This window comes from Burkholderia sp. 28_3, assembly GCF_003253915.1.
GTDB classification, from domain to species: domain Bacteria; phylum Pseudomonadota; class Gammaproteobacteria; order Burkholderiales; family Burkholderiaceae; genus Burkholderia; species Burkholderia cenocepacia.
Map to the genome: position 1 here is coordinate 952,452 of NZ_QKZF01000001.1, position 15,443 is coordinate 967,894.

A 15,443-nucleotide genomic window follows, 5' to 3' on the forward strand; every position below is an offset into this window, starting at 1 on the left:
GGCATGGCGGATTCGGCGAAAGCGCGCGGCGGGTCAGACGAGTTCCGGCGTCTGCACGACGCTGATCTCGACGCCGACGGCCGTCGCGCCGAGCCCCGTCACCGGCTGCGCGTCGCGATGGTCGAGGCCGACCGCGATGCGCACGTAGCGTTCGTCCGGGCAACGGTTCATGAACGGGTCGAAGCCGACCCAGCCGAGCCCTTCGACATAGGCTTCGGCCCATGCATGGCCGGCCGGCTGCTGCATCAGCGCGGCGGCTTGCGGCTGCGCGCCGAGCGCCGGTTGCGGCTGCCCCTGCGATTGCGACTGCACCGCATGCGACGCGCCGAGCATCTGGTGCATCCCGTCGCCGCTCTGCAGCGCGAGTGCTTCCTCTTCCTCGACGTCGCCCGGCTGCTGCTTCGCATCGGCGATGCGCTGCATCGCGCTGTCGGCCAGCACGTAGCCCGAGATGTAGCGCGCGGGGATCTTCAGCGCGCGGGCGGCCGCGATGAACGCGTGCGCATGGTCGCGGCTCGTGCCCTCGCCGCTTTGCAGCGCGGTTTCCGCATCGACGGGCGCATCGGCGGCCAGGTTCGGCGCGTACGCGATGCGGCCGTGCACCTCCGTCATCAGCCAGTGCAATGCGTCGAGGCCGTGCGGCTCGATCGGCAGCGCCTGCGTCAGCGCATGCACGGTGTCGCCCGCTTTCGTGAGCGCGGTCTCGCGCTCGAAGATCCACGGCGGCGCATAGCCCTCGGGATTCCCGAGAATGCCCGCGCGGTCCTGCGTCTCGACGACGCCGGCCGCGACGACGACGATCTCGTCTTTCGCGCCGCGATCGTGGCGCACGAGGTCGATCCGGTTGCCGAGCCCGTCGGCGTACGACAGCGTCGGCTCGACGCCGTCGATCGTGACCTGCCACGCGCGCACCGTCTGCCCGGGGCCCGACTGCGGGCGCAGCCGCAACCGTTGCAGTGCGTGGGAAGCTTGATCGTCGAACTGATAACGCGAAATGTGTCGGATGGCGAGTCGCATGGCAAGTCTCAGTCGAAGTTGTAAGCCTGGGCGACTTCGAGCCCGAGGCTGTTGTTGCGGCCGATGAAGTCGGTCAGGAATTCGTGCAGGCCGCTCTTGAAGATCCGCTCGACCGAGGTATCGGACAGCATTTGCAGGATCTTCGTGGCCGTGTCGTGACACGGGTGTGTCACGCCGTAATCCTTCGCGAGCAGGTTCAGGCTCGACACGACGCGCCCGTAGCAATAGCGCAGCGAACGCGGCATGCGGCCGTTCAGGATCAGGTAGTCGGCGATGTTCAGCGGCTTGTACTGCACGTCGTACACCCAGCGGTACGAACGATGCGCGGCCACGCAGCGCAGGATCGTCTCCCATTGGTAGTTGTCGAGGATCGTGCCGACGTGCGACACCGACGGCAGCAGCAGGTGGTACTTCACGTCGATGATCCGCGCGGTGTTGTCCGCGCGTTCGATGAAGGCGCCGATCTGCGCGAAATCGAAGATCTCGTTGCGCAGCATCGTGCTGTAGAAGCTGCCGAGGATCAGCGCGGTTTCGCGCTTCACCTGGTCGAGCACGGCCGGCAGCTCGCTTTCCGGCACCGGCTGCGCGAACGCGCGGCGCAGCGCGAGCCACGCGCCGTTCACGCTCTCCCACGCCTCGCGCGTCAGCGCCGTGCGCACCATCCGCGCATTCGAGCGCGCGGCCTCGATGCACGACAGCACGCTCGACGGGTTGTCGCGGTCGCGCAGCAGGTAGTCGGTCACGGTATCGGCCGCATACGCGTCGTATTTCTGCCGGTAGCCGTCGTCCGCGCCCGAGCTGACCAGCACCGACGACCATTCGGCCGGCGCGTCGGACGTGCGCGTGAGCGCCATCCGCAGCCCGGCATCGACGATGCGCGCGATGTTCTCCGCGCGCTCGATATAGCGGTACATCCAGTAGAGCCCGCTCGCAGTTCGTCCCAGAAGCATCTCGTGTCCACTCCGTCTTCGTTCGGTTCGCGCGCCGGCTCCGGCGCGCGCGGTCGCATCCGGCTCAGTCGGCCAGCACCCAGGTGTCCTTGGTGCCGCCGCCCTGGCTCGAGTTGACGACGAGCGATCCTTCCTTCAGCGCGACGCGCGTGAGCCCGCCCGGCGTGATGCGGATCCGGTCCGACACCAGCACGAACGGCCGCAGGTCGACGTGGCGCGGCGCGAGGCCGGCGTCGGTCAGGATCGGCGTCGTGGACAACGCAAGCGTCGGTTGCGCGATGTAGTTCGCGGGGCGCGCGCGCAGCTTCGCGGAAAATGCCTCGAGCTCGGCCTTCGACGCGCACGGCCCGACCAGCATCCCGTAGCCGCCCGAGCCGTGCACCTCCTTCACGACCAGTTCGTCGAGATGCTCGAGCACGTACTTCAGGCTGTCGGCCTCGCCGCAGCGCCAGGTCGGCACGTTCTCCAGCAGCGCCTTGCGGCCCGTGTAGAACTCGACGATCTCCGGCATGTACGAGTAGATCGCCTTGTCGTCGGCGATGCCGGTGCCGGGCGCATTCGCGATCGTGATGTTGCCCGCGCGGTACACGTCCATGATGCCTGCCACGCCGAGCACCGAATCGGGGCGGAACGTGAGCGGATCGAGGAACGCGTCGTCGACGCGGCGGTACAGCACGTCGATCGGCTGGAAGCCTTCGGTCGTGCGCATCGCGACGCGGCCGTCGATCACCTGCAGGTCGCTGCCCTCGACGAGGTGCACGCCCATCTGGTCGGCGAGGAACGAATGTTCGTAGTACGCGGAATTGTGGATGCCGGGCGTAAGCACGGCGATGGTCGGGTTGTCGGCGTTGCCGCCCGGCGGGCATACGGCCGCGAGCGACTGGCGCAGCATCTGCGGGTAGGTTTCGACCGGGCGCACCTTCACCTGCTGGAACAGCTCGGGAAAGAGCTGCATCATCGTTTCGCGGTTTTCCAGCATGTAGGACACGCCGGACGGCGTGCGCGCGTTGTCCTCCAGCACGTAGAACGCGTTCTCGCCGGTGCGCACGATGTCGACGCCGATGATGTGCGTGTAAACGTTTCCCGGCGGCCGGAAATCGATCATCTCCGGGATGAACGCTTCGTTGTGCGCGATCAGGTGCTTCGGCACGATGCCCGCGCGCACGATTTCCTGGCGGTGATAGATGTCGTCGAGGAATGCGTTCAGCGCCATCACGCGCTGCTCGATGCCGAGCGACAGCCGGCTCCATTCCGCCCCGGAGATGATGCGCGGGACGATGTCGAACGGAATCAGCCGCTCGGCGGCCTCCGCGTCGCCGTACACGGCGAACGTGATGCCCGTCTTGCGGAACACGCCTTCCGCGTCGTGGGCCTTCTGGGCGAGGCTCGCGGGATTCTGCGTGTCGAGCCATTGCTTCAGGCGCGCGTAAGGCGCCCTTACCATGTCGCCGGATTGCAGCATTTCATCGAATGGCTTCATCGATCTTTTCTCCATCGATCGTTTTCCCCGGCATTGCGCATGCCGGACCGGCGTACTGAATGCTTTGCAAGGAACGTGCCTTGCTCGACCCCGTCGATATCCCCCTGTTTTTGCGCCGCGCCAGGCACGCCGGTGCGGCATTGCGCACCACAACGGTGCAACCCCCGACGCGACGGGCGCTTGCGGTGCGCCGTGAACGCGCACGGCCGATGCTGCGCCGCGTTCGACGAACATAGTTCTCCCGCGTGTCACGAATGTGCAATCTGCACTGCACCAAAAGTGGCGGGCCCGCGCCCCGGAACGATCGCGGGCGGGCGGGCCGGCGCGCGCACGGCGCAGCCGGCCCTGGGGGGAAGTACCGTCCGCGGCGGCGCGGACAGTCCGACGCGGTGAACTGTCCGGTTAAGCCGGGTCCGGCACCTCAACGCTATGCAGCCGTAATCCCGGCGACAACGCCCATGCATATTTCGACTGACACCGATCGAAAAAAAACATCGGCTCGACCGGCGCGAGGCGCGGTACGCTAGAACGTTGGTGCGGCAGACGGCGCCGCCTTTCAGGCGCCCGACTATAAAAAGCGAAGATCGAAATGGAAGCAAAGTGGCTGGAAGATTTCCTGAGCCTTGCGGATACCAAGAGCTTTTCCCGGGCCGCGCGTCACCGGCACCTGACGCAGTCGGCATTCAGCAGACGAATCGCCGCGCTCGAAACCTGGATGGACGCGAAACTGGTCGACCGCAGCATCAACCCGATCACGCTGACGCCCGCCGGCCAGATGTTCCGCGGGCTGGCCGCGGACATCCTGCGCAGCATGTATGCGGCGCGCAACCTCGTGAACGGCTACGACCAGTTCGCGGCGAGCGACCAGGTCGTGCGTTTCGCCGTCGCGCATACGCTCGTGTTCACGCTGTTTCCCGAATGGCTCAAGCAGCTCAACGGCGAGGTCGGCCACGTCACTGCCCGCGTCAATGCGGTGAACGTGCCGGAAGGCGTCCAGCAACTGGTCGAAGGCGAATGCGATTTGCTGCTCGGCTATCACCATCCGCAGTTGCCGATCGTGCTCGACCCGAATCACTTCCCGTTCGTCAGTCTCGGCGTCGAACGCATCCTGCCCGTGTCGACACCCGATGCACGCGGCGAGCCGGTGTTCCAGCTGCCCGGCACGCCCGATGCCCCGCTGCCGCTGCTCGCGTATTCGTCGGGCGCCTTTCTCGGCAACATCGTCGAGATGCTGTTGCTGAATGCGACCGAGCCGTACGTGCTGCACCGGTGTTTCGAAACGCACATGTCCGAGGCGCTGAAAGGCATGGTCGTGGCCGGGCACGGCATCGGCTGGCTGCCGGAAAGCTGCGTCGCGAAGGAGCTCGCAGACGGCACGCTCGTGTGCGCGGGCACCGGCGACTGGATCACCGAACTCGAAATCCGCCTGTATCGGTCGGCGCGCAAACGCGGGCTCGCGGCGGAGCAGCTGTGGACCTACATCATGAACCGGCCGCACGCGGCGATCGACGGTGCGACAGGCACTGAAGAAGCGGCCGCCCCGGCGATGCGCAGCGCGCGGCGAAGCGCCGGCGGCAGCCGCTGATGGCATATTCGCGCCGTGGATATCCGCGGCGCGAATACGCGTTCTCCCGATAGCAATCGATAATCCCGTCGGACTCCGTAAAATCCCTCAACGGCTCATAATCGATCTCCCGAACACGCAAACGTTTGCGATTCATGTCGTATTTTTTACTGTTTTCCGTATTAAGTAAGAATAATCGGCCCGCCTTTCCAGACAGAAATACCTTGTTACACAAGTTTCGATTTACCTGTAACTGTCGGAATCATCAAAAACGTCGCACCCTCATTTCACTATGTGCGACCTGTATCCGGACCTTCATCGATTCGCCTCGAATACAGGCGCAAGAGTTTCTTTTATCAGTCGTTATTTTTCGGCACGAACGTCGATACCTCCGACGTGATTCAAAGCGTGCTCGATCATCGCTACCGACGAGCAATTTTCATGTTCGGCAATATCGACTTTATTCAGCATTAAGCGATCCTCAGCAATCCATCCTTATCCTATTTAAATAGGATCTTTCACCCCGTCCCATTCCGACCACACGCGGTTGTTGGTTCAAAAACCATCGTGTATCAATAGCGTGTCGCAAAAAGAACGTTGGCAAATTCGACTCGGAGTCGATGCACGTCATCGATTCCGGACGGGAGATTGCAATGTCACCCTCGCTTCGACAGCATGCTCGCGCTTTCCTGAGCGTCTTCGTCTCCACGCTGTGCATGAACGCCATGGCCCAGACACCGGCGGCCTCCTCACCGGCGTCCGGGCCGGGGGCGAACCGGTACGTGATTTCGTATATCTGCGGCGATGCGCGGATCGACGGCACCGCACCGCTTCCCCCCGACGGGCGTCCGTACAACCTGGGCGTGTCGTTCGTCTCGGAACATACCGGGCAGCCGCTCTCCAACGTGCAGGTGCGCCTGCGCCGACATGGGCGCGTGCTGGTCGAATTCGCCGCATCGGGATCGCGCTGCCTGTTCAGCGTGCCCGATGCGAGCTACCGGGTCGAAGGGACCTATCAGGGAGCAACCCAGTTCGCGATCGTCGAGACGGGCACGCTCACGACGCAGTTGCGCTGGTGAACGTCGCGCCGCCCCTCTCCGATCGCGCCAATCGTGGATCGCATCGAATCAAGGAGTCATGCATGCCTCGTGCAGAACGACCGGACGGCTCGCCCGCCCGTCAGCCGAAACCCTCGTGGGGTCCGGGAAAGAACGCGGCGCTCAGCGTCGCCGCATTTGCCGCGATCTTCGGTGCCTTCGCGTACGTCGAGCGGGACACGAGGGTCGGCCATGCGAGCGTGACGCACGATATCGCCCGCGTGATCGGAAACGCCGTCGGCAGGTCCCGCGAGCTCATCGTGGCGGCAACCGGCCGCGTGTCCGGCACCGCCGCGCCAGCCGGCTCGACCTCGACGCTCGCGCAGGCCGGACCGGTTCCGCCGTCCGCCTCCGCTCCCCCCGCCGTGTCGGCCGTGGCCGAACCGGCCGTGCCGCCGCAAACGGCGGCCCGCTTCGACACGACACGTACGCGCCCCGCGCACGTGCCGCCGACGAGGCTGGCGGCCAATCCGCACGCCGCGTCGACCGGCAGTCGCACGACGCGCCCGGGCGACACGCACCGGACGTCACGTTCGCAGACGCTGGCGCGCACGAGAAAACACCCCGACCCCGTGCCGAAACCGCAACCGCAGTCGTATGTCGCGGGCACGTCGCACATGGAGGCCACCAGCGTCACGCACGATGAGCTGGAAGGCGCCCGCGCTCTGGCCAAGGCGCGCTGGTGCGCACGGATCGACGAATGGAGCTGTGTGGAGCAAAACGCGAGCCGTGCACTCGCCATCGACCCGAAGAACAGCGAATCGCGCGCGCTGCTTGGACAAGCGATCCGCAACCGCCTGTGACCTGGCCGGATCCCGCCGGGCCTCGCCGCCCGACGGGGCGACGGCCGGCGACGAGCGCCGTCGGGCGTGCAACCGATGTGATCGTTTCAAAGTGAGGACACACCGTGGCCAACAATCGTCAACAACAATGCACCACCGTCGCTCCGCCGAACCGGCGGATCCTCCTGCATGCGCCGTTGCTGTGCCTGCTCGTCGCGTCCGGCCCGTGTCTTGCCGCCGAAGGAGACGCGGAACCGGGCAGCGCGAGCGAAATCGCCGGGTCCCGCGGCGCGCCTGATGCGTTGCCGCCCGACCTGCAGCCCCCGGGCGCGTCGACGCAGGCCGCGCCGGGTTCGGGCACGCAGCCGCCGCTTGCACCAACGCCGATCGCGCAAGCGTCGGACGCATCGATGCAGATCGCGCAGGCGCCGAACCCGGCGATGCCGACCACGGTCGTGGTGGACCCGGATGCGCCGCAGCCGGCCGCGCCATCGACGAATGCACCTGCGCCAGCGGCGCAAGTGTCGAATGCGCCGATGCTGCTGGCGCAGGCATTCGACACGCCGCCGGATACGCCGCGGCCACGCACGCAAACGTCCGAGGCACCGCGGCAGCGCGCCCAGGCCACGACCACCGCACCGCCGGCTACACCGACCACAGCCGCTACGCCGACGCTCACCGCGCAGGCATCCGGCACGCCGATGCCGAATTCGCCCGCGCCCATGACCCAGCCGTCCGGCGCCGAACCGCCGTCGTCCCGGCAACCGAATTCGCAGTCGCCCGGCGCGCAGCTCCCCGGCGAGCCGATCCAGCGGTCGCAAGGCCCGGACGTCGAAGCGCCGAATGCGCAGGCGCCGAATCTCCGCACCGCCGACGTCGCGACGGTGCGCAACGACGTGTTCGGCCTCGCGGCAAGCGGCGGCGCGGTCAAGGCGCTCGACGAAGCGAAGGCCCGGCCCGATGCGTTCTCCGCCGTCGATATCGCGCAACTGGAAGAACTGTCGATTCGCCAGCAAGTGCGCGGCGGACGCGACAAGTCGCGCTCGATGACGAGTTCGGACCGCTTCGACGGAATCGACAGCGCCCTGCGTGCGGCGGACGACCTCGACAAGCGGATACCGCCCACGCCCGAGTACACGCCGGTCCGCACCGCGCTCGCGGGCGACCGGGTCGTCGCCCTTGCGGCACGCGGCGACATGAAGACGGCCGTCGCGACGTTCGAGACGATTCCGTCCAACGCGGAAATCTCGATCGACGCACTGGCGGCCGTCGGCGACGCGTACCTGTACCTGGGCGAGCCGGCCAAGGCGAACGCCGTGTACGCGCGTGCGCTGAAGCAGGCCACCGCATCGCCGACCGATCGCGCGACGCGCGGCTTCCAGTATGGCGCCCGCACGCAGCCGATCGAGCTGCGCGAAGGGCTGTTCTGGTCGTACGTCGACCAGGCACGCGCGCCGGAAGCGAAGCAGGTGCTCGACGACATGGAGAAGTCGCTGCCGCCCGCCAAGCAGGTGACCAACGTCGGTCCCGGAGAAAGCGACTATCTGCGTTACTACCGGTTGCGCGCGCAATACCTGATCTTCACGGGTCACGCCGACCAGGGGATCGCCGCCCTCGAACAGCTCGAGAAAGAGGTGCCGTTCAACGCGGAGATCCGCGCCGCGCACGCCGATGCGGTGTCGGGCCAATCGCATACACGCCAGGCGATCTCGATGTATCGCGCGTCGCTGACCGATCACCCGGACAGCGTCGAGATGCTCGCGGGCCTCGGCCGCGCATCGCTCACGGCGGACGACTACGCGACCGCGAAGACCGTCGACCAGACGCTGGGCAACACGTTCCCGGACAGCGGCGCCGTGCGCGGCTTCAAGCGCGACTACAAGGCCTACCGCAGCCCCGTGTTCACGACCGACCTGAGCTTCGAGCACGGCAACAGCGCGCTGGCCGACAACAGCTTCACGTCGGACAGCTACATCTACTCGCAACCGTTCGGCGACAACTGGCGGGTCTTCGCGCATACGTTCTACGGCCATGCGCAAACCGACGGCGGCAGCGTCAGCCGCACACGCACGGGCATCGGCGGCGACTACCGGCACGGGCCGCTCACCGTGCTGGGCGAGGTCACGCGCTCGCTCGGCGGAGACGGCCGAACCGGCGGCCGCGGGACGATCGCGTACGCACTGAACGACTACTGGACGGTCAGCTCGGGGCTCGACACCAACGACAACTCGCTGCCGTGGAAAGCGTATGCCGCGCACATCTGGGGCCGCTCCGCGAACGTCGAGGTCGTGTATCGCCAGAACGACCGGCGCGAAGTCAAGCTGAGTTACGGCGTGAGCCGCTACAGCGATTCGAACCTGCACCAGGAAATCGCGGCGACCGCCACGCAGCGCGTGTACACGTCCGCGAACCAGCTCGTCAACGTCTCGCTGAATCTCGGCACCGACAGCAACACGCGCCATGACGCGCCCTACTTCAGCCCCGGTCGCGACTACGCGGCCGCGGCGACCGTCATGCATCAGCTGACGCTGTGGAAGAAAGGCGACACGGGGCTGCAGCAGCGCGTGTCGGTGTCGGGCGGCGTGTACAACGAGCGCGGCTTCGGCACCAGCCCGCTGTGGAGCGCGCGTCTCGAGCACGCGTGGACGTTCAAGCACGACATCACGCTGAGCTACGGCGTCGAGGTCAGCAGCCACGCATACGACGGCCAGCGCGAGCGCTCCGAAACCGGCTTCCTGTCGCTCAACCTGCCGTTTTAGCAAGGAGATCGGCAATGCTGCAATCCAGACGGACCTTCATGTGCGGATGCCTCGGCACGTTTGCCGCCTGTTCGCTGTTCCCGGGCGTGACCAACGCCAAGATGATCGACCTGCTGCCGCCGTCCGATCCGGCCGACGGCAAGACGTTCCGCGTGATCTGCATGCACGACGTGCGCGACAACCTGATGGCGTCGTTTTCGTCGCCGACGGCGATCATCGATCCGTTCGCGGTCGATACCGGCACGCTCACCGCGATCTTCTCGTGGCTGCAGACCAACAACTACCACACCATCACGGTCAAGCAGATCGAGGAATCGCGGCACGGCGGCAAGCCGCTGCCGCCGCGCTCGGTGCTGCTCACGTTCGACGACGGCTTTCGCAGCCACTACACGAAGGTGCTGCCGCTGCTCGAGCGCTTCAAGTATCCGGCCGTGATGGGCCTCGTCACCGCGTGGATCGATACCCCGGCGGATACGCCGATCCGCATCAGCGACAAGGTGCAGGTGCCGCGCGACTACTTCCTGTCGTGGGACGAGGTGAAGAAGCTCGGGCAGTCGGAATTCGTCGAGCTCGGCTGCCACACCCACAATCTCCACCACGGTGCGATCGCGAATCCGCAAGGCAACGAGTTACCGGCGACCACGTCGCATCTCTACCTGCAAGACCAGAAACGCTATGAAACCGACGCCGAATTCCACGCCCGCGTGCACGACGACCTGCAGACGTGCGTGCGGCAGATCCGCGAGCGCACCGGCCTCGTCGCACGCTCGATGGTGTGGCCGTACGGCGCGGAAAACCAGCCGGTGCGCCAGATCTCGACGTCGCTCGGCATGGACATCCAGTTCAGCCTCGACGCCGGCCCGAATACGCCGGACGTGCCGCTGGACCGGCTGAGACGGATCCTGATGATGTACGACGTCGATATCGGCGGGTTCGAGCGCTCGATGCGCGAGCCGGCGTCCAACCGCGGCGACGTCGACGTGCCCGAGCGCACCGTGCAGGTCGATCTCGACCAGGTCTACGACCCCGATCCCGCGCGACAGGAAGCGAATCTCGGCAAGCTGATCGAGCGCATCTACCGGATGCAGCCGAAATCGGTGTACCTGCAGGCGTATGCGGACCCGAAGGGCACGGGCGTGGCCGAAGCGGTGTATTTCCCGAACCGGCACCTGCCGATGCGTTCCGACCTGTTCTCGCGTGCCGCGTGGCAGCTCAATACGCGCGCCAACGTGCAGGTGTACGCATGGATGCCGGTGCTCGCGTTCCGGCCGCCGGCCGACAAGCTCCGCTCGCTCGAAGCCGTCAGCGCATTCGGCGGCGCGCCGGCCCGCGAGAACGGCACGCGCGTGTTCCGGCTGAGCCCGTTCGATCCCGATGCGCGCCTGATGATCCAGCAGATCTACGAGGATCTCAGCAAGCACGCGTCGTTCAGCGGCATCCTGTTCAGCGACGACGCGGTGCTCGACGACTACGAGGATGGGGGCCGGCATGCGCTGCGCACCTATTCGCAATGGGGGCTGCCGGCCGACATCGGCAAGATCCGCGAGAACCCCGACCTGATGAAGCGCTGGACGCACCAGAAGACGCGCTACCTGATCGACATGACCCGGCAGCTCGAGCAGATCGTGCTGGCCCACCAGAACGTCGGCGACGTGCTGACCGCGCGCAACATCTTCGCGATGCCGGTGCTCAAGCCCGAATCGGAAGCGTGGTTCGCGCAGAACTACGACGATTTCCTCGCCGCCTACGACTACGTCGCGCTGATGGCGATGCCGTACATGGAACAGGCGAAGGACCCCGACGGCTGGCTCGACCAGCTCGTGAAGGCGGTACGCACGAAGCAGCGCGGGCTGCAGCGCACCGTGTTCGAACTGCAGGCGTACGACTGGCACGGGCAGAAGGCGGTGCCGGCCGGCACGCTGCTCGCGCAGATGCGGCGGCTGCGCAGCGAAGGCGCCGTGAATTTCGGCTACTACCCCGACAACTTCCTGAACGGCCAGCCTGAGCTCGACGCGATGCGCGACGTGATGTCGCTGAAGTCGCGCCTCGACCCCACCTCGATCAACGCGCTGATGCAGATGCAGCAGTCGCACGGAACCAAGACGCCATGACCACCCACAGCCTGATCCAGCGCCTGCAGGATTTCGTTTTCTACTATCCGTTCTTCATGTCGTATCTGTGGATGATCGGCGGCGTCGTGCACTACTTCCTGCTCGAGGAAGGCCGCGAGCTGTCGACGCGCACGATCGCGTCGAGCGGCATCCCGAAAGTCTCGATCGTCGTGCCCTGCTTCAACGAAGCCGCGAACGCGCGCAGCGTGATCGGCCACCTGAACGGGATGCAGTATCCGAACTACGACATCATCGCGGTCAACGACGGCAGCAAGGACCGCACCGGCGAGATCCTCAACGAGCTGGCCGTCGAGATTCCGCGGCTACTCGTGATCCATCACGCGCGCAACGAAGGCAAGGCGGTCGGGCTCACGACCGCGGCGGCCGTGTCGAACGCGGAATACCTGCTGTGCATCGACGGCGACGCGCTGCTCGCGCACGATGCGATCGGCTGGATGCTCGAGCATTTCCTGACCGATCCGGGCGTGGGCGCGGTGACCGGCAACCCGCGCATCCGCACGCGCACGTCGCTGCTCGGCCGCATGCAGGTCGGTGAATTCTCGTCGATCGTCGGGCTGATCAAGCGCACGCAGCAGGTGTACGGCCGCATCTTCACGGTGTCGGGCGTGATCACGATGTTCCGCAAGACCGCGCTCGCCGATGTCGGCTACTGGAGCTCGGACATGCTCACCGAGGACATCGACATCAGCTGGAAGCTGCAGTGCCGCGACTGGCGCGTCGTGTACGAGCCGCACGCGCTCAGCTGGATCCTGATGCCGGAGACGATCAAGGGGCTCTACCGGCAGCGGCTGCGCTGGTCCAAGGGCGGCATCCAGGTGCTGCTCAAGTACGCGGGCACGCTGATGCGGCCGACCCAGATGATGATGTGGCCGCTGTTCGCCGAATACCTGATCGGCATCGCGTGGGCGTACTCGATGTCGTTCATCCTGCTGCTCGCGCTGATCGACGTGGTCTACCCGCTTCCGCCGAACTGGCATGTGTCCGTGGTGCCGCACTGGCACGGGATGCTGCTGGTCGCGACCTGCATCCTGCAGCTGATCATCGGCAGCATGATCGATCGTCGTTACGACGAAAAACTCCTGATGTACTTCCTTGACACCATCTGGTACCCCGTCGCGTTCTGGCTGATCAGCATGATCACCACCGTCATCGCCCTGCCCGCCGTCGTGCTGCGGGGCCGTGGCAAGCGCGCCGTATGGGTCAGTCCCGACCGAGGCATTCAACATGAAGAACGCGCCGATTATTGACCTTTCCCTGCGCGCCCCGCGCGACATGATCGCCGAACGCGGCAACATCGTCGGGCCCGTGCTCGTCGCATGGTTCCGCCTCGTGCGCCCCGCGCTGGTCGGGGGCGTCTGGGCATCGATCTGCATCTATACGTACCGTTACCTGTTGCCGTTCAACGAGGCCGAGATGCCGATCGAGCAGATCGTGTTCTACGTGACCAGCATCGCGCTGATCGCCGGCACGATCGTCATGTGGCTGATCGCGGGACGCGTCGTGCATCCGTTCGCCTACCGGTTGCGCGTGTCGAAGATGCTGCGGCGCTCGGCCAGCGTGAAGGTGCGCTCGGTGCCGCCGACCGCGTTGGCAAGCGAGCGCCGGCGCGGCGCGCGGCGCACCACGCGCATTCTGGTCGCGTCGCACGACGCGAACGGGTCGATTTCGGGCATCGAATGGGTCGCGCATGCCGGCCCGCAGCCCCGCGAATAAATCGCCGGAGACGTGCCGCGCCGCGCGCGACGCCTGCCGCGCGACGCGGCACCGCTTCCGGCATCGTGCTGCCGCGCGTCGCGCGCCAGCCGGCAACTTCCTGGAGACGAGGTGAATCATGTGCGGAATCGTCGGAGCAAGCGGCCTGAACAATCAGGTGCCGCAACTGGTCAATGCGCTGAGCCGGCTCGAATATCGCGGCTACGATTCGTGCGGCATCGCCGTGCAGCGTGACGGGCGCCTGCGCAGCGAACGCACGCTGCGACGCGTGACGGACCTGCAGGATCGCGTGCTGACGCTCGGTCTCGAAGCGCAGACCTGCATCGCGCATACGCGCTGGGCGACGCACGGCGCGCCGTCGGAAATGAACGCGCACCCGATCATGTCGGGCGACACGATCGCGGTCGTGCACAACGGGATCATCGAGAACCACGACACGCTGCGCGCCGAGCTGCGTGAGCGCGGCTACACGTTTCGCGGGCAGACCGACACCGAAGTCATCGCGCACCTGATCCACAGCCTCTATCGCGACGACCTGTTCGACGCGGTCGTGCGCGCCGTCAAACGGCTGCACGGTGCGTACGCGATCGCGGTGCTCGGCGCGCGCGAGCCGCAGCGCCTCGTTGCCGCGCGCGCCGGCTCGCCGCTCGTGATCGGCATCGGCGCCGAGCAGAACTACCTCGCGTCCGACTGCGCGGCGCTCGGCGACCTGACCGACCGCTTCGTGTACCTGGAGGACGGCGACGTCGCGCTGATCACGCCGGAGCGCATCGCCGTGGTCGATGCGGGCGGACAGGAAGCGCGGCGCCCGTTGTGCGAAGTGAAGGCGCGCGCGGACGACGCCGCGCTCGGGCCGTATCAGCACTTCATGCAGAAGGAGATCTTCGAGCAGCCGAAGGCGATCGACAGCACGCTCGACGGCATCGACACGATCTCGCCGGCGCTGTTCGACGCGACGGAAGCCACGCGCGGGCTGCTGTCGCGGGTCAGAAGCGTGCTGCTGCTCGGCTGCGGCACCAGCTACTACGCGGGCCTGACCGCGAAATACTGGCTCGAAAGCATCGCCGGCGTGCCCGCGCAGGTCGAGATCGCCAGCGAATTCCGCTACCGCGACACGGTGGCCGATCCGCGCACGCTCGTCGTCGGCATCTCGCAGTCGGGCGAAACAGCCGACACCATCGGCGCGATCGAGCAGGCGCGCGCGATGGGCCAGGAACTGTCGATGGCGATCTGCAACGTCGCGACCAGCACGATCGCGCGCAATGCGCCGCTGCGGTTCCTGACGCGGGCCGGCATCGAGCTCGGCGTCGCATCGACCAAGGCGTTCACCACGCAGCTCGTCGCGCTGTTCGTGCTGACGCTGACGCTCGCGCAGCTGCGCGGCCGGCTCGATGCCGCGCAGGTCGCGACGCACCTGAAGCAGTTGCGCGCGCTGCCGGATCGCATCGGCCACGCGCTCGCGCTGGAAACGCAGATCATGGGCTGGGCCGCGAAGTTCGCCCGCACCGAGAACGCGCTGTTCCTCGGCCGCGGCATCCATTTCCCGATCGCGATGGAAGGCGCGCTGAAGCTCAAGGAGGTGTCGTACATCCATGCGGAAGGCTATGCGGCCGGCGAACTGAAGCACGGGCCGCTCGCGCTCGTCACGAGCGCGATGCCGGTCGTCACGATCGCGCCGGACGACCGTCTGTTCCAGAAGCTGAAATCCAACATGGCCGAGGTGCGCGCGCGCGGCGGGCGGCTCTACGTACTGGCCGGCAATCAGCTCGAAATCGACGCCGACCGCGACACGCACCTGATCCGCGTACGCGAATCGGGCGACCTGCTGTCGCCGATCGTCAACGTGATCCCGCTGCAATTGCTCGCCTATCACGTCGGCTGTACGCGCGGCGCCGATGTCGACAAGCCGCGCAACCTCGCGAAATCGGTGACCGTCGAATGAAGCGGCG

General features: G+C 66.5%; 11 protein-coding genes. 8 read left to right on the plus strand and 3 right to left on the minus strand.

Annotated elements, in window-relative coordinates; genetic code table 11:
* Positions 1-33: 33 nt before the first annotated feature.
* From DFS13_RS04395 to DFS13_RS04405, 3 genes are all read right to left on the minus strand, one after another.
* On the minus strand, positions 34-1,017 hold the full coding sequence (locus DFS13_RS04395; protein WP_034202485.1) for a transglutaminase family protein: 984 nt from the start codon (positions 1,015-1,017) through the stop codon (positions 34-36).
* Positions 1,018-1,025: 8 nt separating this feature from the next.
* Positions 1,026-1,967: an alpha-E domain-containing protein gene (locus DFS13_RS04400; RefSeq protein WP_006481638.1), complete on the minus strand. Its 942-nt coding sequence runs from the start codon at positions 1,965-1,967 to the stop codon at positions 1,026-1,028.
* 64 nt (positions 1,968-2,031) lie between these two features.
* Entirely contained in the window at positions 2,032-3,447 is a 1,416-nt protein-coding gene (locus DFS13_RS04405; protein WP_006481635.1) for a circularly permuted type 2 ATP-grasp protein, read from the minus strand.
* 589 nt (positions 3,448-4,036) lie between these two features.
* On the opposite strand from DFS13_RS04405, the gene DFS13_RS04415 reads away from it, so the two are divergent.
* From DFS13_RS04415 to glmS, 8 genes are all read left to right on the plus strand, one after another.
* Complete coding sequence (locus DFS13_RS04415) at positions 4,037-5,032, plus strand: LysR substrate-binding domain-containing protein (RefSeq protein WP_006495083.1); 996 nt, start codon at positions 4,037-4,039, stop codon at positions 5,030-5,032.
* Positions 5,033-5,664: 632 nt separating this feature from the next.
* Positions 5,665-6,090 (plus strand): hypothetical protein, encoded by a 426-nt coding sequence (locus tag DFS13_RS04425; RefSeq protein ID WP_034178463.1) that lies wholly within the window; start codon positions 5,665-5,667, stop codon positions 6,088-6,090.
* Between the two features lie 62 nt (positions 6,091-6,152).
* On the plus strand, positions 6,153-6,911 hold the full coding sequence (locus tag DFS13_RS04430; RefSeq protein WP_111441404.1) for a hypothetical protein: 759 nt from the start codon (positions 6,153-6,155) through the stop codon (positions 6,909-6,911).
* A gap of 104 nt (positions 6,912-7,015) precedes the next feature.
* Positions 7,016-9,649: a poly-beta-1,6 N-acetyl-D-glucosamine export porin PgaA gene (gene pgaA / locus DFS13_RS04435; RefSeq protein ID WP_111441405.1), complete on the plus strand. Its 2,634-nt coding sequence runs from the start codon at positions 7,016-7,018 to the stop codon at positions 9,647-9,649.
* A 17-nt stretch (positions 9,650-9,666) separates the two neighbouring features.
* Positions 9,667-11,760, plus strand: coding sequence for a poly-beta-1,6-N-acetyl-D-glucosamine N-deacetylase PgaB (gene pgaB / locus DFS13_RS04440; RefSeq protein ID WP_034178464.1), 2,094 nt, complete (start codon positions 9,667-9,669; stop codon positions 11,758-11,760).
* Positions 11,757-13,028, plus strand: a complete 1,272-nt coding sequence (gene pgaC / locus DFS13_RS04445) for a poly-beta-1,6-N-acetyl-D-glucosamine synthase (RefSeq protein WP_006488682.1) — start codon at positions 11,757-11,759, stop codon at positions 13,026-13,028. Before pgaB ends, pgaC begins: the two co-directional genes overlap by 4 nt.
* The gene (locus DFS13_RS04450) at positions 13,006-13,494 is read left to right on the plus strand and encodes a hypothetical protein (protein WP_048989115.1); all 489 of its coding nucleotides are present in this window, start codon (positions 13,006-13,008) and stop codon (positions 13,492-13,494) included. The genes pgaC and DFS13_RS04450 overlap by 23 nt, the downstream gene beginning before the upstream one ends.
* A gap of 118 nt (positions 13,495-13,612) precedes the next feature.
* A complete protein-coding gene (glmS, locus tag DFS13_RS04455) occupies positions 13,613-15,436 on the plus strand; it encodes a glutamine--fructose-6-phosphate transaminase (isomerizing) (RefSeq protein ID WP_006488683.1) in 1,824 nt (607 codons plus the stop codon).
* Positions 15,437-15,443: the final 7 nt, after the last annotated feature.